A 20448-nucleotide genomic window follows, 5' to 3' on the forward strand; every position below is an offset into this window, starting at 1 on the left:
GCAGGCTACCATATGAGAATATTTCTCAAAAAAGGCTAGTTCATGCGCCGCCTCTCTCCCTCGCTCCAGGGCATCCTACTAGGCATCGTTGCCTCTAGCCTGATCGCCTGCAGCCCAGAGCCACCGGAGCAGCGAAAGCAGACCGCCACACCCATTGCCGCATTTGAAGTGACCAGGCGTGACCTGTCTCGGCCCCTCCGGTTGGCGGCGACCGTCGAACCTGCCGTAGTGATAAGCCTCGCCGCAAGGACGGAAGGTACCGTGCGGGAGATTCTGGTTGAGGAAGGAGACCGGGTGGAGGCGGGACAACTCATGGCTCAGCTGGACGTCGCCGAAGCCGCAGCCGAGCTCAGTCGCGCTAAAGCTGTGATGGCGTCTGCCCAGCTGGACTTTACCCGAGCCACGGAATTGAAGCGCCGAGGTGTGGCCAGCCAGATCGAGTATCAGGCAGCCGATGTGGCACTGCAGGTTGCTCGCAGCGAACGTGAGCTGTGGCAGAGCCGCGTTGACTACGGACGTATCGAAGCTCCACGCGACAGTACGGTGGTCATGCGACACATCGAACCCGGCGAGGCTGTCGAAGCGCAAGACACCCTATTTGATCTCGCTGACCTAGATCACCTGGTACTCCGGCCGGGTATCTCCGAGCTGGATGTCGTTCACTTGCAGGTGGATCAATTACTGCCCGTCAGCGTGGATGCCCTGCCCGAGCTGGATCTGGAGGGTCGAATACGGCGCATATTTCCCGCTGCAATTGGCGCCAGTCGCCTGATAACAGTGGAGGTCACGTTGCCAGGCAACGCCTGGGATGAGGGCATACGGCCCGGCTTTCTGGCACGCATCGAGAGCGCAATTGACCGTCGCCCAAACACACTTGTGGTTCCTGCAGCGGCACTTGGCAGTGAAGGAATCCAACAATATCTCTACCTCATCGAAAATAACACCCTGGTGAGACGCGAGGTTGAAATCGGCATCACCCGAGACAGGTGGGTCGAGGTCCTTGGCGGGGTTGAGGCAGGCGACATGGTTCTCGCCAGCAGTCCGATCGACATGCTCGATGGGCAACAGGTACAGATAGTGGCGCAGCATGACTGACTCCCCTCGCGGCTCCGGGTTAACCGGCCTGGCTATCAGACGTCCGGTTGGCACCCTGGCTCTCGCTTCAGTGGTACTGGTGATCGGGCTGTACTTTTTACAACGCCTGCCCATTGATCTGCTGCCCGCGATCGACTATCCGCAGATCAGGGTCAGCGTTGAGTATCCTGGGGTCTCGGCGGAAGTGATCGAGCAGCAGGTGACACGGGTATTGGAGCGCAGTCTGGCTTCGACCGAGAATCTGGTGCGCATCAGTAGCGAGGTAGAGGATAGCGAGACGGATCTGGACCTGACATTCGAGTTCGGCACCGACCTGGATCTGGCGCTGCAGGACGTAGCCCGGGGTCTGGAACAGGCAAGAGCGTTGCTGCCCAACATTGATCCGCCACGTGTGCGAAAGTTCGACCCCGGCCAGGAGGCTGTCTGGCAGGGCGGATTCAGTTCGACCGTACGCAATGAAGCAGCCGTGAATGACTGGATCGAAAACACGCTGACGCCGCAACTGATCGGTATTCCGGGAGTTTCCTCAGTGGAAGCAACCGGCGGCATGGTGCGTGAAATAGAGGTCGTGGTAGACCAGCAGCGCCTGCTGTCCTACGGCATATCAATGGCCGACGTCGGTGCCAGTCTGGCGGCGCAGAACAGGGATTCCGCGATTGGCCGGGTGACGTCAGATCTGTTTGACGTTGCAGCCAAGACTGAAGGGCAGTTTACTTCCCTCGAGCAGATCGAGAACCTGTTACTGCCCCTGCCCCGCGAAGTTTCACGTTATGGCAGCAATATTCGTCTTGATGACGTAGCCGACGTGTTTGACGGCAGCCGGCGCCAACGGGTTTTCGCTCGACTGAACGCAAGCCCCGCATCACAAGTCTCCATCTACAAATTACCCGGCGCCAATACTGTAGCCGTTGCGGACTCGGTACGCGATACGCTCGCCCGCCTGGAGCGCGGCGGCTTCGTTCCACCGGACATTCGCTTCCGCGCAACCCAGGACCCGACCTATTTCATCCGTGGCGCACTGGCCAGCGTCAGCGCCGCGGCGCTGATCGGGGGCAGTCTGGCGATGCTTGTTGTTCTGCTTTTCCTCGGTAGCCTGCGCAAGGGATTTGTCATCGGCCTGTCGATTCCAATCGCACTCATGGCCACCTTCAGTCTGATGGGAGTGAGTGGCCTTACGCTCAACATCATCAGCATGGGTGGTCTCGCACTGGGCGTCGGGCTGTTGCTGGATAACGCCATCGTCATGCTGGAAAACATCTACAGACACCGCGATAGCCTTGGCAAGTCACCCGACGACGCGGCCAGCGATGGTGCCAGCGAAGTGGTGTCTGCAATCACCGCGGGCACCCTGACCAACCTCGCCGCCGTACTTCCCTTCCTGCTAGTCAGTGGTATTGCCGCGCTGGTATTCCGGGAGATGATTCTGACTATAGCCTTCGCGATCATTGCTACCTTGCTCGCAGCGCTTTCACTCGTGCCGACCCTCGCTGCACTCATGGGGAAAATCAGTTTCAAGAGCGGCCTGGAGACCAGCGCTCCAGTTCGTCATTTTGGCCGACTGGTCTCGTACCTGCGTTCAGCTTACTCACGGGTACTCCCTGGCGTATTGCGTTGGCGCTGGGGTGTGATGGCTCTGGCAACCGCGTTGTTGGCATTATCGGCATGGACCTTTACGCAGTTGGGCAGCGAATTCCTGCCGCAACTTGACGACGGCAGCGTGCAGATACGTATTACGCTACCTGCCGGTACGCCGCCCGACCGAACCCAGGAGATATCCCGCCAGGTAGAGCAACTACTGCTTGAGCGCGAACACGTGGATACCGTCTTTACGCTGGCAGGGGGCGCCCTTTGGGGAGGCGTGGTCAGCGAACGCGCCGGCTCAGCCATTTTCCTGATCCAGCTTATCCCCGCTGGCGAGCGGCCTGGAGTATCAGCCGGAATCTGGATAACCGAAGCCAGACAGGCTGTAGCCGCATTGAAACTGCCAGGGGCCACTATCAGCGCGCGGCCACCACAGATCCGTGGATTGCGCTTCACCAGCGACGGCAATGACCTGGTGATTGGCGTCAGCGGCCCGGACCTGGACGAGCTGCAGCGGATTTCCAGTGAAATAGGTCAACGCCTGGAGGGTATTCCCGGACTGGTCGGGCTGGAGACTGGCTCTCAGGATCAGGCTCCTCTGCTACGCCTGTTTGTCGACCGGCAACGGGCAGCGCAATATGGCATGCGCGTAACCGAGGTTGGCGAGGCCATACGCCAGGCCGTAGACGGGCTGGTAACTACTCAATACATAGATGGCGACCAGGAGTACGACATCCGGGTCCGGCTACCCTATGACACCATTGAAAACGCCGAGGACCTGGGAAACCTGAGAATCTCCCGCGGCCAGGACGAACCCGTGCTACTGCGTGATGTCGCTACCCTGGAACTGGGCGAAGGGCCTGCTGAAATCTATCGGGAAAACCAGAGCAGGGTCATGCGGGTGGTGGGCGATATCAACACCAGCATCTCTGATGTGGGCACCGTCATGGCTGAGGTGGAGGCCCGTCTGGCGGATCTCGAGCTTCCCGAGCGCTACAGCCTTATTACTGGAGGGCAATGGGAAACCATACAGGAGACCAACCGGGAAATCGCACTGGTCGTCATGTTGTCCATTTTCCTGGTATTTGTAGTGCTGGCGGTGCAATACGAGCGATTGAGTAATCCGCTGGTGATTCTGGCTGCGGCTCCTTTGGCTCTGGTAGGCGTCAGCCTGATCCTCTGGGCCACATCCACGCCCGTGTCATCACCAGTGCTGATAGGCCTGATACTGCTGATTGGTATCGTGGTCAATAATGCGATCCTTCTGGTCGAATATATAGAACAGGGACGCCGCGAGAGCGATCTGACCGTAGTCGATGCCATAGTCAAAGCGGGTAGCGCCCGACTGCGTCCGATTCTGATGACCACCCTGACAACTGTTCTGGGCATGCTGCCACTGGCTATCGGCCTGGGTGAAGGAGCCGAGATCATGCGTCCTCTGGCACTGACCGTAGTGGGTGGCCTGACGCTGTCGATGGTCCTGACGCTGTTCGTCGTACCCTGCCTTTACATGATCGTCAATGCCACGGCAGAGGGTCTCGGACGACGCCTGACGCGCAGCAATTCCATGGCATGAATGCATTGCCGAGTGCACACTGAGGTCGGCATACTACCCGCCCTAACCACGCTCCGGAGGAGCTCAAAGATGTTCAGCGTCAACCAGTACTTTGAAGGCAAGGTTGCATCCATCGGTTTCCAGCAACCCGAAGGCGCGGCGACCGTAGGCGTGATGGCGCCGGGCGAATATGAGTTCGGAACCAGCCAGCTGGAAATCATGCACGTAATCACCGGACAGCTGACGGTAAAATTGCCGGGAAGCGAGCAGTGGGAAGACTTTGCCGGTGGCAGTCAATTCACCGTACCGGCCAACAGCAAATTCAACCTCAAGGTTGAACAGGATACCGCCTACCTGTGCGAGTACCGCTGAGTCTTGCCTGACCAGGAGCGGTCGTCTTCAGCCGACCGCCTCCTCCACCAGAGCCTTGCCATAATTCTCGAGAAAAACGGGTGGCATGCGTCGGGGTTTGCCCGTCGACAATTCAATGCAAGCGAATGTGGTGCGAGCACGCAATAGCGTGGCACCATCTGATTTGCGGCACAGCTGGAAATGCCGCGTCATCCGCAGCTTGCGGTCCCAGTGGATAATCCAGGTAGCCATGACCAATTCGTCGCCCAGGTAACCCGCCGCCAGATAATCAATTTCATGACGCACCACTGCCATCGCCCGATCCAGCTGCCGATACTCGTCCAGACCGAGGCCCAGCGACATGGAATGACGCCAGGCGCAACCTTCGAGCCAACGCACATAGACCGTATTGTTGGCATGGCCCAGGGCATCTATGTCGTCTGCCTGAACAGTAATGTCCAGGGTATAGGGGTTATCCAGGTCCCATTTCACAATTAGCCACTCCAGCCGGTTATTCCGTAAAGCCGCAAGCATAGCATTTTTGCCGGCTCATACTGGCTTGCGGCCTGGCGGTCCAGAGTCGACACTGGGGAGAATATTCGATGGAAGCGCCCAAATGTTCAAGCACCTGCATTTTCCGATTCTGGTCATTAATCCGCATATCGGGCGTACCGATGTAGCCGGCACGCAGCTCGCGGAACTGTTCACCGCCCTGCGCCTTGAAGGTTTCGAAGTACTGGCTACCGCCTCTACCAATGAAGGCCGGCAGATTGCCGAAGCGCATCGGGGCCTTTCCTGCATCCTGTTCACAGCAGACCAGGAAGGCGATCTGGAGCAGGTGCGCGCCCTATTTCAAGCCGCCCACTCGCGCTCACCGGAGTTGCCTATCATGGCACTCAGTACCAGTCAGAATCTGGATAACGACAAGTTGACCGCGCTGCGCGATCTCCATCAGTTGCGTGGCATCATCTATCTTTTCGAAGACACCCTTCCATTTATTGCCGGCCAGATAGCCCGAACCGCACAAGCCTATCTAAGCAATCTGCTGCCACCTTTCTTCAAGGCATTACTGGATTACACCGGCCGCGCAAGCTACTCCTGGCATTCTCCCGGGCACGGGGGCGGCGTTGCATTTCGCAAGAGCCCGGTAGGCCGCGCCTTCCATGATTTTTTCGGCGAAAACACGCTGCGCTCTGACCTTTCGGTCTCCGTACCCGGCCTGGGCTCGCTGCTTGACCACAACGGTCCGATTGCCGCCGCTGAAGCCAACACAGCACGCACATTTGGCGCCGATCACGCTTTCTACGTGGTCAACGGCACCTCGACTTCGAACAAGATCATCTGGCATGCATTCGTCAGCCGGGATGATGTGGTGCTGGTGGACCGTAATTGCCACAAATCGATACTTCACGCGATCATCATGACCGGCGCGATACCCGTATATCTCACCGGTTCGCGCAATGACTACGGCATCATCGGCCCGATTACCTTGGATTCCTTTGCACCCGACAACCTGAAGCGCCGACTAGCCGAGCACCCACTGCTGCAGGGCCGTGAGGCGAAAATCCGTCTGGCGGTGCTGACCAACTCGACCTACGACGGCCTTTGCTACAACGCGGAACTGATCAAGGACGAACTGGAAGACGCGGTAGACGTATTGCATTTTGACGAAGCCTGGTATGGCTACGCAGCGTTTCACGAGTTTTACGCAGGCCGCCATGGCATGGGCAGCAAGCGCGGCTTTGAACGCGCCAGGCACCCCCTGGTGTTTGCCACCCAGTCGCCACACAAGGTGCTGGCAGCCATGTCCCAGGCTTCGATCATTCTGGCCGAAAACAGCATCGACCAGCAGCTCGACCTGGAGCGCTTCAATGAAGCCTTCATGATGCACACCTCGACCTCGCCCCACTACGGCATCATCGCCTCGATCGACGTCTCCACCGGCATGATGGCGGGTGAACCGGGGCGATCCCTGGTACAGGAAACGCTGGACGAGGCTTTGTCCTTCCGCCGCGCGATGCAGCAGACAGCAGAGCGGCTGGATGAAGACCAGTGGTGGTTCGATGTGTGGGAGCCGGAGGACGCGCTGGAATCGGACACGCTCGAACCACGCGACTGGACACTGGATGCCGACGAAGCGTGGCACGGCTTTGGCGATATGGCCGATAACTATGCCCTGCTGGATCCGATCAAGGTCACGCTACTGACCCCGGGGGTCGAGGAGCACGGCCGCCTGGCCAGGAGCGGTATTCCTGCGACTGTGGTCACCCGTTTTCTCGCTGAGCGCGGGCTGGTGGTAGAGAAGACCGGCCTGTACTCCTTTCTCATCCTGTTCTCTCTGGGCATTACCAAGGGCAAGTGGAGCACGCTGGTATCGGAGTTGCAGGAATTCAAGCGCCTGTATGACAGCAATGCGCCCCTGACAGCGACCCTGCCCGGGGTGGCTGCAACCGGCCATTATCGCGGACTGGGTTTGCGCGAGCTGTGCGAGCAACTGCACGGATTTTACAAGGAGCAGCGAATGGTGCGAACGCTGCGGCATATCTACACCGAACTGCCGGAGATGGTGGTGAGACCCGCCGATGCGTACCAGCAAATGGTGCGCGGGCAGGTGGAGATGGTGCCGCTGGAGCAACTGGCGGGACGCATCAGTGCAGTGATGCTGGTGCCCTACCCGCCGGGTATTCCGGTGATCATGCCCGGCGAGCGCTTCCCCGCCGATAGCAGTGCTATTACCGATTTTCTACAGATAGCTCAGCGCCAGGATACACACTTTCCGGGTTTTGAGAGCGACATCCACGGCTTGCGCAGCATCCACGACAAAGAAGGCGGCAAGGTATTCTGCGTGGATTGTTTAACGCAAATGTGAAGCAAAAAAAAGGACCGACAATAAATGTCGGCCCTTGGTAATGGTGGAGCTATGCGGGATCGAACCGCAGACCTCCTGCATGCCATGCAGGCGCTCTCCCAGCTGAGCTATAGCCCCGTGGTCTTGCGACCCCGGCTCACAATGTGTACCGGTCAAACAATGGCGTCCCCTAGGGGACTCGAACCCCTGTTACCGCCGTGAAAGGGCGGTGTCCTAGGCCACTAGACGAAGGGGACGCAAACCCTTCTCACTGGAGCTGAAACCCCGGTGCAGTGATAAAACAGGTCATCGCAGAGCGGTGACCAAAAAATGGTGGAGCTATGCGGGATCGAACCGCAGACCTCCTGCATGCCATGCAGGCGCTCTCCCAGCTGAGCTATAGCCCCGTCTCTAGGACGGGGCGCATATTATGATTCGTGCACCAGACTGTCAACAGAATTTTACGCAAAACAGCGACTTAAGCTTCAAGCTTCAAGCTTCAAGCCGCAAGTTAAAACCAAGCGGGCGAGCCGCGAGCTCCTTGGGCCGTCTCCTGGCAACAATATGTTGTAGCGCTCGGACAGCTTGCGGCTTGAAGCTTGCGGCTTGCCGCTTATCTAGGGCGCCTCAGCGCGCCAGGAGTTTCTCCCAAGCCTTCGCTTCCTTCTTCGACGTCCCACCCAGCAGCTCCAGAGCCTGCCTGAGACGAAAACGCGTAAGATCCGGCCCGAGGTGGGCCATGGCATCCAGAACCGACACTGACGCGGCCTGTCCGGTGATGGCCGGGAACAACAGCGGCATCAGATCGCGCAGCTTGAGCTGCAACAGCTCGGCAATCTGCTGGATGCTTGCGGTAATATTTTCCTTGTCCCACTGGCGGGTGGCTTCCAGCTTCCAGAGCAGCAACTGCAAAGCCTGACGTACCTCGTCAGCATTGAGCTTCTTGTGCTCGAACAGCACGGCATCGGGATTGACCTTGCCGGCCATGAAGAAGCCGGCCAGGGGTACCAGATCGCTGAACGTTTCGACGCGGCTCTGTACCAGTGGGATCATCGGCTTGAGGTACTCGGGGTTCAATGCCCAGGTCTGTACCGCCTCAGCGAATGCTTCAACGGATAATTCCCGTATCCACTGGCCATTGAGCCATGCGAGCTTGTCCACGTCGAAAATCGGTCCGCCCAGGGACACGCGCTGGATATCAAAATGCGCGACCATCTCATCCAGAGAGAACTTCTCGCTTTCATCCGGCATGGACCAGCCCATACGACCGAGATAGTTCAGCAATGCCTGGGGCAGATACCCCATGCGCTCGTAGAATGTGATGCTGGTGGGATTCTTGCGCTTGGACAGCTTGCTCTTGTCCGGGTTGCGCAATAGCGGCATGTGGCAAAGCTGCGGCATATCCCAACCGAAGTACTGATACAGCAGCATGTGCTTGGGCGCAGAGTTGATCCACTCCTCTCCGCGCAGCACGTGGGTAATCCCCATCAAGTGGTCGTCGACCACGTTTGCCAGGTGATAGGTCGGCAGGCCATCGGCCTTCATCAAGACCTGCATATCGACCTGCTCCCAGGGAATCTCGACCTCGCCACGCAGCATATCTTGAACGCTGCAGATACCGGTCTCGGGAACCTTCATGCGCACTACATGGGGCTCGCCGCTGGCAACGCGCTCACTCACTTCAGCCGCAGGCAGGTGCAGGCACAAACCATCATAACCGGGCGTCTGCTTGTTGGCCGTCTGCTCCGCACGCAGGGCATCCAGGCGCTCGGTGGTACAAAAGCAGCGGAATGCATGCCCGGCACTGATCAACTGCTCACTATGTTCCACATAGATAGCACTGCGCTCGCTCTGGCGATACGGGCCGTGGGGGCCACCGACGTCCGGACCTTCATCCCACTCCAGGCCCAGCCAGCGCAGCGAATCGAGAATCTGCTTCTCCGATTCTGCGCTGGAGCGCACCTGATCGGTGTCCTCGATGCGCAAAATGAATTGACCACCGTGCTGGCGCGCGAAGCACTGATTGAACAAGGCGATATAGGCAGTGCCCACATGGGGGTCGCCAGTGGGAGAAGGCGCAATACGGGTACGGACAGTCATGAATTCTCTCGTAATAGTGAATCGCGGGCGGCTCTGCTGTCAGGGCCAGGCTAACCGGGATCAGGGTTGCAAATCGTCTTGCTCGGCTGCAGATAATATCAGCGGCTCGGCCCCGGCCTCTACTTCCTCACTCAGGTATTTCTCCAGACTCTCGATCATGAAATCGATAAACGCTTTGACCTTCATAGCCTGGAAGCGACGCGAGGGATAAAGGGCGTAGAGTTCAGTCGAAGGCAATACAACCTGTTCCAGAACCCGGCATAGCTGGCCCTGTTCAACGTAAGGCTCGGCTATAAAAGCTGGCACATTGATGATGCCTGCTCCGGCGATCGCCACCTCGCGGGCAAAGGTAATATTGTTCGCGGTGAGTACCGGTGTTATCTGGACACTGACATTTGGCTCGTTGAAATGCCACTTGCGACCGCCATCCATGAGGGTATTGATGCAACGATGCTGGGTCAGATCCTCGGGGCGCTTGGGCATGCCGTGCTGAGCAATATAATCGGGGCTGGCAAACAGCTGTCGAGGGCTGGTCATCATCGGTCGGGCAACCAGACTGGAGTCCTGAAGCCGTCCACGGTGAATCACCACGTCAATACCCTCTTCAACCGGATCTATAGTACGCGTGGTCAGCTCCACTTCCACCTGAATCGCCGGATAGCGGCACATGAATTCGCCCACTACCCGCCCGAGAAACAGTTGGCCAAACTCGATGGGCGAACTGACTCGTAACAACCCCGTCGGCTCACTCTGCAACTGCATGATGGCCTGCTCGGCCTCGGCGAACTCCTGCATGATCTGCCTGCAGCGCTCATAGTAGGCCTGGCCTACCTCGGTTAAACGTAACTTGCGGGTAGTTCTGTTCAGTAATCGCACACCCAGGCGCTCTTCCAGCTGGGCTATACGGCGGCTGACTGTCGACTTCTGCATGTTCAACGTCAGCGCAGCACTGGTGAAGCTGTGACATTCCACTACGCGGGTAAAAATAAGTGCGTCATCCAATCCCATTTTCAACTGTTCCTGTAGTGCAACAAAGTGTCCGGATTCTACCCCCTCTCTAGCGAGGTGCAACAGTGCTAGAGTGCTGGCCAAGAATAAAAATGAGGAAAAACCATGTCAGCCCGAGTGCGCACGCGTCTGTTGTTATTCTTCCTCGTCGCAGGGCTCGTTGGTGGCGCCTTTTTTGCCAATTGGTGGCTTGTCGGGCGACATTACCAGAGCACCGACAACGCTTATATTCACGCCGAGATCGCCCGCGTCAGTAGCCAGTTGGATGCCCAGGTAATCGAGGTACTGGTTGCCGACAATCAACTGGTTGCAGCCGGTGATCTGCTAGTCCGCCTGGACCCGCGGGATTTCGAGATTGCGCTTGCCCATGCACAGGCAAATCTCGCCACACGCCAGGCAGAGCAGCGTGAAGCCCAGTCACGACTGGCGCAGCAAGATAGCCTGATCGCCTCCGCGAAGGCCGATATAGAAGCCCGCCAGGCAGAGCAGAAACGCATACAGCTGGATATCGACCGGATCACGCCGCTGCGTCAATCGGGCTTTGCTTCCGAAGAACAGCTGAGCAATTATCGGGCGCAACGGGACGTCGCCAGGGCCCAGGTGCGCAGAGCAATTGCCGATGCTCAGACTCAGACCCTGACCAAGGACAGCCTGAACGCTGATATCGCCCGCCTGGATGCCATGGTGGCGGCCGCTGAAGCGGACATTCGCGGTGCAGAGCTGGACCTGCAACGTACCGAGATCCGCGCCCCCATTGCGGGCCGTATTGGTCAGCGTAGCGTGCGCGTAGGTCTCAATGCCCAACGGGGCGCCCATCTGTTGGCGTTGGTGCCACAGCAGGCTTTATGGGTCCAGGCCAACTTCAAGGAAACCCAGATCGAGGGCATTCGCCCCGGTCAGGAGGCCATACTCACATTCGATGCCTTTCCCGGTCAGGAAGTACCCGGATACATCGATAGCCTGTTCCCGGCATCAGGCGCTCAATTCAGCCTGTTGCCGCCGGACAATGCCACCGGCAACTTCACCAAGGTAGTGCAGCGTATTCCGGTCAAGATCCTGATCGACGATGCGCACCCGCTCAGCACAAATCTGCGTCCTGGCATGTCAGCCGAAGTGAAGGTGTCACTGCGTGACTGAAGCTGTCGTAGAACGGGTCATTCCGCCACCGTCGCGACGTGACTGGATAGCCATTCTCAGCGCAATTCTGGGCGCCTTCATGGCGATTCTGGACATCCAGATAATCAATTCCTCCCTGCGGGATATTCAGGGCGCGCTCTCGGCCACCATCGAGGAAGGGTCCTGGATTTCCACTTCCTATCTGGTAGCAGAAATCATCATCATTCCGCTGGCCGCCTGGCTGACCATGGTGATGTCCGCACGGCGTTTTGCGGTGGTGATCTCTTCATGTTTTGTTCTTGCCTCACTGCTCTGCTCCCTTGCCTGGAGCCTGGAAAGCATGGTGGTGTTCCGGGTCCTGCAGGGTCTGGCCGGCGGGGCATTGATTCCCTTTGCATTCATGCTGGTGTTGACCAAGCTGCCTCCGCCAGACCGTCCCAAGGGCATGGCCATGTTCGCCATTACGGCGACATTCGCCCCCTCGATCGGACCTACGATTGGTGGCTGGCTGACGCAGAATTACGGCTGGGAATACATCTTCTATATCAACATCGTCCCTGGTCTGCTGATGATCGCGGGGCTTCTCTACGGGCTGGAGAAGTCACCACCGCGCTGGGAACTGCTCAAGCAGGGCGATTATCTTGGCATTCTGACCATGGCCTTGGGCCTCGGTTGCCTGCAGGTGTTTCTGGAGGAAGGTCATCGCAAGGACTGGCTGGAATCGAACCTGATGCTGGCGTTGGCCGTCATTGCCTTCATGAGCCTGGTGACCTTCGTGATTCTGCAGCTGTCCCGACCCAACCCGCTGGTCAACCTTCGACTGTTCAAGGACCGCAACTTCCTGTTTGGCAGTCTGGCCAATATCGGTCTCGGCGTAGGCCTATATGGCACAGTGTTCGTGTTACCCGTATATCTCGCACAGATTCAGGATTACAACGCATTGCAAATCGGTCAGGTCCTGATGTGGATGGGACTACCTCAATTAATGATCATCCCCCTGGTGCCAATGTTAATGCGGCATGTGGATGCTCGTCTGATCTGTGCAACCGGCTTCTCGCTATTCGCCTTCGCCAGTTTCTTCAGCGGCTCCCTGAGTCTTGATTTTGCGGGCGAACAATTCATCGGAATCCAGATTTTCCGGGCCATCGGGCAGCCGATGGTACTGGTACCCATGTCCATTCTGGCTACCGCCATGATCCCGCCATCGCAGGCTGGCTCAGCTTCCAGCCTCTACAACATCCTGCGCAACCTGGGCGGGGCCATAGGCATCGCCGCCCTGGCAACTATTCTCGACAGTCGGGCCAAGTACTATTTCGATTTTTTGCGCGAATCAATCGTGCCAGGCAACCCTGCAGTTCAGGAGCGGCTTGACCTCCTGACCCGTCAGCTCGGTGACCCCCAGGCAGCTTTCATGGTTCTCAATAACCAGGTGCATCAACAGGCGCAGATCATGGCCTATAACGATGCATTTCACCTGATCGGCATCATGTTGGCCTGCTCCATGGTGTTTATCCTGATGGTGCGCCCGATACCCCATGCTCCGCAGGATCCCAGCTGAGTATTGTAATTTTTTTTGATCGCCCTATGGCATTACCCCTGCACAGGAGCTAGCATCTGCCAATTGATGTAAAAAATATGCTACATCTGCTGGTAAATATATAGCCTCGCTAAAAGGGTAACCCATGGCTCAGACGAACCATACCTCCTCGTATTACGCCGCTTCCGCCAATCCGACGCCGGAACGTCCCCCTCTGCAGGGCAGCCACGAAACCGATGTGTGTATCATCGGCGCAGGGTACACCGGCGTATCGACAGCCCTTTTTCTGCTCGAAAAAGGCTTCAAGGTAACCATCCTGGAGGCCGCACGCGTCGGCTTCGGCGCATCTGGGCGCAATGGCGGCCAGATCGTCAATAGCTACAGCCGCGACATCGACGTCATCGAACGCAGCGTCGGTGCCAAGCAGGCCAAGCTGCTGGGCGACATGGCCTTCGAGGGTGCCCGCATCATTCGTGAACGCGTGGCCCGATACAACATTGACTGCGACCTGAAAGACGGCGGTGTCTTCGCGGCGGTTACGGCAAAACAGATGCAGCATCTGGAAGCCCAGAAAGCGCTTTGGGAGCGCTATGGCCATACGCAGTTGGAACTGATGGATACCCGGCGCATACGGGAGGTAGTCGACACTGACGCTTATCTGGGCGGCATGCTCGACATGAGCGGTGGCCATATACACCCTCTCAACCTGGTGCTCGGCGAAGCAGCGGCTGTCGAGTCCCTGGGCGGAGTCATCCATGAGCAGTCACGCGTAATTCGAGTCGTTCAGGGTGCCAGGCCTGTGGTACACACCGAACAGGGGCAAGTGACCGCCGATTTTGTGGTTGTGGCCGGCAATGCCTATCTGGGCGGGCTGATTCCGCAACTGGAAGCCAAATCCATGCCTTGCGGTACCCAGGTGATCACGACCGAACCCCTTGGCGATGCGCTGGCCCAATCCCTGCTCCCCCAGGATTATTGCGTGGAAGACTGCAACTATCTGCTCGACTATTACCGATTGTCTGCCGACAAACGATTGATATTCGGCGGCGGCGTTGTGTACGGCGCGCGTGACCCGGCCAACGTTGAGGCCCTGGTGCGACCCAACATGCTGAAAACCTTCCCGCAGCTCAAAGACGTCAAGATCGACTACGCCTGGACCGGTAACTTCCTGCTCACGCTCTCAAGACTGCCGCAGGTTGGCCGCCTGGATAACAACATCTACTATTCCCAGGGCTGCAGCGGGCATGGTGTTACCTACACGCACCTGGCAGGCAAGATTCTTGCTGAAGCCATCCACGGCCAGTCTGAACGTTTCGATGCCTTTGCCACACTGCCCCATTACCCTTTCCCCGGCGGTCGCCTGTTTCGTGTGCCCTTCACTGCGATGGGCGCCTTGTACTACAAGATGCGCGACCGGATGGGCTGGTGAGTACGGCTGTACCTCGTAGACGGGCGTGACATATTTCACGTTTTAAAGAACGCAAAGGAACTTGAGCCGATTTACAGGATCAATCATCACGATAGCAGCTCGGTTTTAAGAGTATGCTGCGGATGAGGGCCGAACTTTCGGCCCTTTCGGGCGAGCGATTTGTGCAAGCGAATACGCGAACTCAATGATAATAACGAGGATCAGGCTATGACTTTTACCGCATCTACCAGACGTTTTCTCTCGATCATGCTTACTGCATTGTTCCTGCTCACTACCGTGACCAGCGTACATGCCCAGGCATCCATGATCGGTACCCATGATGTCATCAACCAGGAACAGGCAAGTGTTGATCGCGAAGCGCTCAAGGGCATGCTGTCCGATGAAGCTGTGCAGGAAAAAATCGCTTCCATGGGTGTTTCTCCCGAACAGGTAGAGCAGCGCATCAACAGCCTCACCGCTGATGAACTGGCCTATTTCAATGCCCAGCTTGACGAAGCTCCAGCTGGTGCAGGCGGCGGCATTCTTGGTGTGATCGTACTGTTCCTCGTCATCTTCATCATTACTGACCTGTTGTGCGCCACCAACGTCTACAAGTTCGTTAACTGCATCAACCGCTGATCCAGTGCCACGTATCAGGCATCTGATCGTACTGCTAGGGCTGACAGCATTGCTGTCAGCCTGTGCAGGGCGACCCATAGCAATACCCCCACCTGAAGCCTTCGCTGATCTACCCGCGAAACGCCTTCTCCAGCAAGTTCCCTTTTATGCCCAGGATGCCTATCAGTGCGGTCCTGCGGCGCTCGCCATGGTTCTCAACCACCGAGGCGAACAAGCAACACCCGAAGCCCTCAAGGATCGGGTTTACATTCCCGAGCGCAAAGGCACCCTACAGGTCGAACTGGTCGCAGCCGGCCGCGAGCGCGATCTGCTGGTCTATCCCCTGGCCGGGAGACTAGAAGACGTAATAGCCGAGATCGATGCTGGCAATCCCGTGCTGGTCATGCAGAACCTAGCCCTCGACTGGCTGCCCCAATGGCACTATGCAGTGGTCATAGGTTACGACCTGACTGAGCGCGAAATGATTGTGCACAGCGGCCTCAATGAAGCACAGCGTGAACCGTTCGAGGTATTCATGCGTACCTGGCAGCGCGCCGACCGCTGGGCCCTTGTCATGGTGCCGCCAGACACACTTCCCGCTACTGCCGAACCCCTGCCCTACCTTCTCGCTGCCAGCGACCTGGAACAGACAGGCAGGCTTGATAGCGCTGCAACCGCTTATCAGCTCGCTCTGCAACGCTGGCCCGACCAGGCCACAGCGCGTTTCGGTCTGGGCAACGTGGCCTGGGCACAGGGACGCAAGCAGGAGGCCGTGGAGCACTTCCGCACGCTGGTGACCGACTTTCCCGAGCTCGCCGCGGGTTGGAACAACCTTGCATTCACGCTGGAAGCCACAGGCTGTAAAAAGGCCGCAGAAGCGGTCAGACGCTGCTCCCAAGCCGCTGACAAAGACAAGTCTGCATTCCCCCTGTCAACAGCGGGTCAACAATGCCCGATACCCGTTTGTAATTGAATGACATGGCTGCGAAGGACGACACAAATTGGTGTCGCCTGATTTATGCGTCAGATAGGCTCTGAGCGCGCGCGATGTAAACAAAAACACCTGCATGAAAACCCCGCTTTTCATATCGCGAAATTGCATTACTTATTAAAAATAAAATGCGGACCTAACAAATGACGTCAAGTGCAACATATAAAATGTGCGGAACGCTTCACAAACACTGCTAGAGAGCATCTCAGATACGTCAATTTTGCGCCGACCCATCACTGAAAAATAGTCACAATAAAAACAATGAGTTACGTATATTTTTGTAGAAAAAATGCAGGGTCGGACTAATAAAACCCAGGTACATCTATTACCAGCCAGTTTTCTGACGTTAATTTTTGCGCTTATCGATATTTGTTCATAAAGCAAAACAGTTCACAGTTTAACGTCTTGCTACCCCTCCCTCCCGAGAATAGGATACACCCCGTTCACCGCACTAATGCGCAACTTATTGCACAGAGAAAGTGCGCAAAAAGTTGCGCATTCAAACTTTAATGTGCAACTACCTGCGCATATTTTGCGGCTCTAGTATTTAAAGAATATATTCGCCTATCAGATACTCAGCCAAGGATTCGTGCTGTCAGGTATGCGAAGTGTCAGGGAACGACTATCTCAACATGCTCGCAAATCAGTACATCGAACTGGCCAAAACCCCTATCAGCGCCGAGCACTTCTGCGGCGAGGACGTGCGCTACTCTGCAGAATTCGAAGCTCTGGAGTTGGAGCTGGCCAAGATCGACTCCCTGCATGCCACCACCGGCCCGGATTGGAGCGCGATACGTGAGGGCAGCGAAAGCCTCCTTCAGCAACATTCAAAGGATCTTCGTGCAGCCGTATGGCTGACCTGGAGCCTTTACCAGAGTGACTCCTACTCCGGCTTGCAGGCAGGTATCGCCGCACTGGCCTACCTGTGCACACAGCATTGGGAAGCACTTTATCCACGCAAGCCGCGTACTCGACAGGCCGCATTCGGCTGGCTTCTACCCAGGCTTGAACAGGCCATAGCTAAAGGCGCAGATGCCCCGGAACGGATCGAGCCGGCGACGATCAGCGCCCTGAGCGCACAACTCAGAGAACTCGACGCGTGCTTGTCAGCACAGATGGCATCCGGGGCACCGCTGCTTCTGCCACTGTGTCGCCGGCTTGACGAGTTGGCTGCGCGGACTGTGCCGGCAGCGGTTGTTCCGGCTCCGACCGCACAGCAAGCCGCCAGCGCCACGGTTACACCGATCCACCGCCAGGTAAATACTGGACCCGCAGAAATCAGCAATGCCCGGGACGCCCAAAAGGTGCTGCGCGCATTGCAGGACCAGGGTCGTAATCTGTGCGATTGGTGGCTGGATCAGTCTGCCACTGACCCACGCGCGATTCGCCTATCCCGGACGCTACTCTGGCTTCCAATCGATTCATTACCCGAGCACGACGCCCACCAGCAAACGCCCCTGCGCGGCCTGCCTGCAGACCGGCTTGCCGCCTATGCCGAGCGGCTAGGACAAAATTTGAGCCCGGATCAGCGCAGCAAGCTGCTGAGCGAACTGGAAACCAGTGTGGCCAAATCTCCGTTCTGGCTAGATGGCCAGCGCATGGTTTGGGAATGCCTGGAAGCTCTGGGCGCTCACGAGGCCCGCAGCGAATTAGAGGCGCAGGTCCGCCTGTTGCTGACGCGCCTGCCCGGGCTGGAACAGCTGCGGTTTCACGACGGCGACGCCTTCGCAGACGAACAAACGCAGGCCTGGCTGGCCGCCTCCGTCACCACGGTTCCGGATCGTCCAGTCAATGCAGCGATCAACGTCCAAGGCAACCAGCAGGCTCCCTGGGATGAGTCACTGAATACCGCTATCACTCTGACCCGCAAGGATCATCTCAAGGCCGGCGTCGCCATGCTCAAGCAGGGCATGCAGACCGCTAGCAATGAGCGCGAGCGCTTCCACTGGCAGTTCGCACAAGCGCGGCTATGCCACATCGCCAAACATTACGAACTGGCCGCTTACCAACTGGAAGCGCTGGCTCAGACCCTGCAGGAGACAAGGCTCGATCGCTGGGAGCCAGAGCTGGCAATCAGTGTTCTGCAATTACTCGCCGACAGTTATCAGCGTCTGCCGCGCAAGCAGGCCGCGGCAGAACGTCGTCAGGAAGTTTACCAACGCCTTTGCCACCTCGACCTCGAGGCAGCACTCGACCAGACCCCAGGGTCATAAACCCCAATGGAGAACAGCATGGCCAAAGAAGGCTCAGTAGCCCCCAAGGAACGCGTCAATGTCACTTTCACCCCGACCCACGGGGGCGCTCAGGAGGAAGTCGAGCTGCCACTGAAACTCATGGTCCTCGGGGATTTCACCCAGCGCCCGGATGATCGCACCATCGAGCAACGCAAGCCGATCGCGATCGACAAGAGCAGCTTCGATGACGTGCTGGCCAAGCAGGAGCTGAGTCTCGGCTTCACCGTGCCCAATCGTTTGCAAGACGACAGCAACAGCGATGCTTCGCTGAATGTCGATCTGCGCATCAACTCCATGAAGGACTTCAGCCCGACCAGTCTGGTGGATCAGGTTCCGGAACTGCAGAAGCTGATGGAGCTGCGCGACGCACTGGTAGCGCTCAAGGGCCCGCTGGGCAACGCTCCGGCTTTCCGCAAGGCGATCGAAAGCGTGCTCAGTGATGACGCTTCCCGCGACCAGGTTCTTGCCGAACTCGGCCTGACTGCCCAGCCCACGCCTGACAATTGATCATCTGACAAGGACGCCACCATGAGCACCCAAGCAGCAGCAGAGAACGGGCAGCAAGCCGAAGAAACCAGCATCCTCGATCGCATCATCGCGGAAACCCGTCTGACTCCGGACGATGAAGCCTACGGCATCGCCCGGCGTGGGGTTTCGGCATTTATCGGCGAACTGCTCAAGCCGCAGAACGACAAGGAGCCGGTCAAGAAGGCCATGGTCGACCGGATGATTGCCGAGATAGACGCCAAGCTCAGCCGGCAAATGGACGAGATTCTGCACCAGCCCGAGTTCCAGGCTCTGGAATCCGCCTGGCGCGGCCTGCAGATCCTGGTTGATCGCACGGATTTTCGCGAGAACATCAAGCTCGAGATCATCAACGCCTCCAAGCAGGACCTGCTCGAAGACTTCGAAGACAGCCCGGAAATCGTCCAGTCCGGCCTCTACAAGCACGTATATACCGCCGAATACGGCCAGTTCGGTGGCCAGCCGGTCGGTGCGCTGATTGCCAACTACTTCTTCGACCCCAGCTCCCAGGACATGAAGACCCTGCAGCATGTGGCTAGCGTGGCAAGCATGTCCCATGCGCCCTTCATCGCCGCTGCCGGCCCCAAATTCTTCGGTCTGGAAAGCTTCACCGGCCTGCCTGACATCAAGGACCTGAAGGACCACTTCGAAGGTCCGCAGTTTGCCAAATGGCAGGGTTTCCGCGAGCGCGAAGATGCCCGTTATGTCGGCCTGACCCTGCCGCGCTTCCTGCTGCGCAACCCCTACGATCCGGAAGACAACCCGGTACGCAGTTTTGTCTACAAGGAAAACGTCGCCGGTAGCCACGAGCATTATCTGTGGGGCAATACCGCGTTCACCTTTGGTACCCGTCTGACTGACAGTTTTGCCAAGTTCCGTTGGTGCCCGAATATCATCGGCCCGCAGAGCGGCGGCGCAGTAGAGGACCTGCCCCTGCACCATTTCGAAAGCATGGGCGAGATCGAGACCAAGATTCCGACCGAAGTGCTGGTGTCCGATCGCCGTGAATACGAGCTGGCCGATGAGGGCTTTATCGCGCTGACCATGCGCAAGGGCAGCGACAACGCTGCTTTCTTCTCGGCCAACAGCACCCAGAAGGCCAAGTTTTTCGGTAACAGCGAAGAAGGCAAGGCAGCGGAACTGAATTTCCGCCTGGGTACGCAGTTGCCCTACATGTTTATCGTCAACCGCCTGGCCCACTACCTCAAGGTGCTGCAGCGCGAGCAGATCGGTTCCTGGAAGGAGCGCACGGATCTGGAGCTGGAACTGAACAAGTGGATCCGCCAGTACGTCGCAGACCAGGACAACCCCAACCCCGAGGTGCGTGGTCGCCGCCCGCTGCGCGCGGCACAGGTCAGCGTCACCGATATCGAAGGCCAGCCGGGGATGTATCGGGTCAACCTCAGCGTGCGCCCGCACTTCAAGTACATGGGCGCCGATTTCACCCTGTCGCTGGTCGGGAAGATGGAAAAGGAATAACC

The 20448-nt window shown here is 57.9% G+C and carries 15 protein-coding genes and 3 tRNA genes; 12 read left to right on the top strand and 6 right to left on the bottom strand.

Annotated features, from left to right (window positions below; all coding sequences use genetic code 11):
- Positions 1 to 42: 42 nt before the first annotated feature.
- The 3 genes from FZF01_RS05725 to ppnP all read left to right on the top strand — a co-directional run bounded on the left by FZF01_RS05725 (position 43) and on the right by ppnP (position 4603).
- Positions 43 to 1095 (top strand): efflux RND transporter periplasmic adaptor subunit, encoded by a 1053-nt coding sequence (locus FZF01_RS05725; protein ID WP_150277197.1) that lies wholly within the window; start codon positions 43 to 45, stop codon positions 1093 to 1095.
- On the top strand, positions 1088 to 4252 hold the full coding sequence (locus FZF01_RS05730; protein WP_150277198.1) for an efflux RND transporter permease subunit: 3165 nt from the start codon (positions 1088 to 1090) through the stop codon (positions 4250 to 4252). Before FZF01_RS05725 ends, FZF01_RS05730 begins: the two co-directional genes overlap by 8 nt.
- A gap of 69 nt (positions 4253 to 4321) precedes the next feature.
- Positions 4322 to 4603, top strand: coding sequence for a pyrimidine/purine nucleoside phosphorylase (gene ppnP, locus FZF01_RS05735; RefSeq protein ID WP_150277199.1), 282 nt, complete (start codon positions 4322 to 4324; stop codon positions 4601 to 4603).
- 27 nt (positions 4604 to 4630) lie between these two features.
- Here ppnP and FZF01_RS05740 read toward each other — a convergent pair whose 3' ends face one another.
- The gene (locus FZF01_RS05740) at positions 4631 to 5074 is read right to left on the bottom strand and encodes an acyl-CoA thioesterase (protein WP_150277200.1); all 444 of its coding nucleotides are present in this window, start codon (positions 5072 to 5074) and stop codon (positions 4631 to 4633) included.
- Between the two features lie 124 nt (positions 5075 to 5198).
- Between FZF01_RS05740 and FZF01_RS05745 the strand changes: the two genes are divergently transcribed.
- Positions 5199 to 7451 carry an Orn/Lys/Arg family decarboxylase gene (locus FZF01_RS05745; RefSeq protein WP_150277201.1) on the top strand — a complete coding sequence of 751 codons (2253 nt, stop codon included), beginning with the start codon at positions 5199 to 5201 and terminating at the stop codon, positions 7449 to 7451.
- Between the two features lie 41 nt (positions 7452 to 7492).
- Here the strand turns inward: FZF01_RS05745 and FZF01_RS05750 are convergent.
- The 5 genes from FZF01_RS05750 to FZF01_RS05770 form a co-directional block, all read right to left on the bottom strand.
- Positions 7493 to 7568: transfer RNA gene (locus tag FZF01_RS05750), tRNA-Ala, on the bottom strand.
- A gap of 43 nt (positions 7569 to 7611) precedes the next feature.
- A tRNA-Glu gene (locus FZF01_RS05755) sits at positions 7612 to 7687 on the bottom strand.
- Between the two features lie 74 nt (positions 7688 to 7761).
- Positions 7762 to 7837 (bottom strand) — tRNA-Ala (locus FZF01_RS05760).
- Positions 7838 to 8057: 220 nt separating this feature from the next.
- A complete protein-coding gene (gene gltX, locus FZF01_RS05765; protein WP_150277202.1) occupies positions 8058 to 9530 on the bottom strand; it encodes a glutamate--tRNA ligase in 1473 nt (490 codons plus the stop codon).
- Between the two features lie 60 nt (positions 9531 to 9590).
- Positions 9591 to 10538: a LysR family transcriptional regulator gene (locus FZF01_RS05770; RefSeq protein WP_150277203.1), complete on the bottom strand. Its 948-nt coding sequence runs from the start codon at positions 10536 to 10538 to the stop codon at positions 9591 to 9593.
- A gap of 105 nt (positions 10539 to 10643) precedes the next feature.
- Between FZF01_RS05770 and FZF01_RS05775 the strand changes: the two genes are divergently transcribed.
- The 8 genes from FZF01_RS05775 (at position 10644) to tssC (ending at position 20446) form a co-directional block, all read left to right on the top strand.
- Complete coding sequence (locus FZF01_RS05775) at positions 10644 to 11675, top strand: HlyD family secretion protein (RefSeq protein WP_150277204.1); 1032 nt, start codon at positions 10644 to 10646, stop codon at positions 11673 to 11675.
- Entirely contained in the window at positions 11668 to 13212 is a 1545-nt protein-coding gene (locus tag FZF01_RS05780; RefSeq protein ID WP_223825414.1) for a DHA2 family efflux MFS transporter permease subunit, read from the top strand. The genes FZF01_RS05775 and FZF01_RS05780 overlap by 8 nt, the downstream gene beginning before the upstream one ends.
- Positions 13213 to 13336: 124 nt before the next feature.
- Complete coding sequence (locus FZF01_RS05785; RefSeq protein WP_150277205.1) at positions 13337 to 14620, top strand: NAD(P)/FAD-dependent oxidoreductase; 1284 nt, start codon at positions 13337 to 13339, stop codon at positions 14618 to 14620.
- A gap of 207 nt (positions 14621 to 14827) precedes the next feature.
- Positions 14828 to 15238, top strand: a complete 411-nt coding sequence (locus FZF01_RS05790) for a PA2779 family protein (protein ID WP_150277206.1) — start codon at positions 14828 to 14830, stop codon at positions 15236 to 15238.
- A gap of 4 nt (positions 15239 to 15242) precedes the next feature.
- Positions 15243 to 16190: a PA2778 family cysteine peptidase gene (locus FZF01_RS05795; RefSeq protein ID WP_188434306.1), complete on the top strand. Its 948-nt coding sequence runs from the start codon at positions 15243 to 15245 to the stop codon at positions 16188 to 16190.
- A 650-nt stretch (positions 16191 to 16840) separates the two neighbouring features.
- Positions 16841 to 18421, top strand: a complete 1581-nt coding sequence (tssA, locus tag FZF01_RS05800) for a type VI secretion system protein TssA (RefSeq protein ID WP_150277481.1) — start codon at positions 16841 to 16843, stop codon at positions 18419 to 18421.
- An 18-nt stretch (positions 18422 to 18439) separates the two neighbouring features.
- Positions 18440 to 18949 (top strand): type VI secretion system contractile sheath small subunit, encoded by a 510-nt coding sequence (tssB, locus tag FZF01_RS05805; RefSeq protein ID WP_150277208.1) that lies wholly within the window; start codon positions 18440 to 18442, stop codon positions 18947 to 18949.
- A gap of 21 nt (positions 18950 to 18970) precedes the next feature.
- A complete protein-coding gene (gene tssC, locus FZF01_RS05810; RefSeq protein ID WP_150277209.1) occupies positions 18971 to 20446 on the top strand; it encodes a type VI secretion system contractile sheath large subunit in 1476 nt (491 codons plus the stop codon).
- Positions 20447 to 20448 lie beyond the last annotated feature (2 nt).

This window comes from Halopseudomonas salina (genome assembly GCF_008641105.1).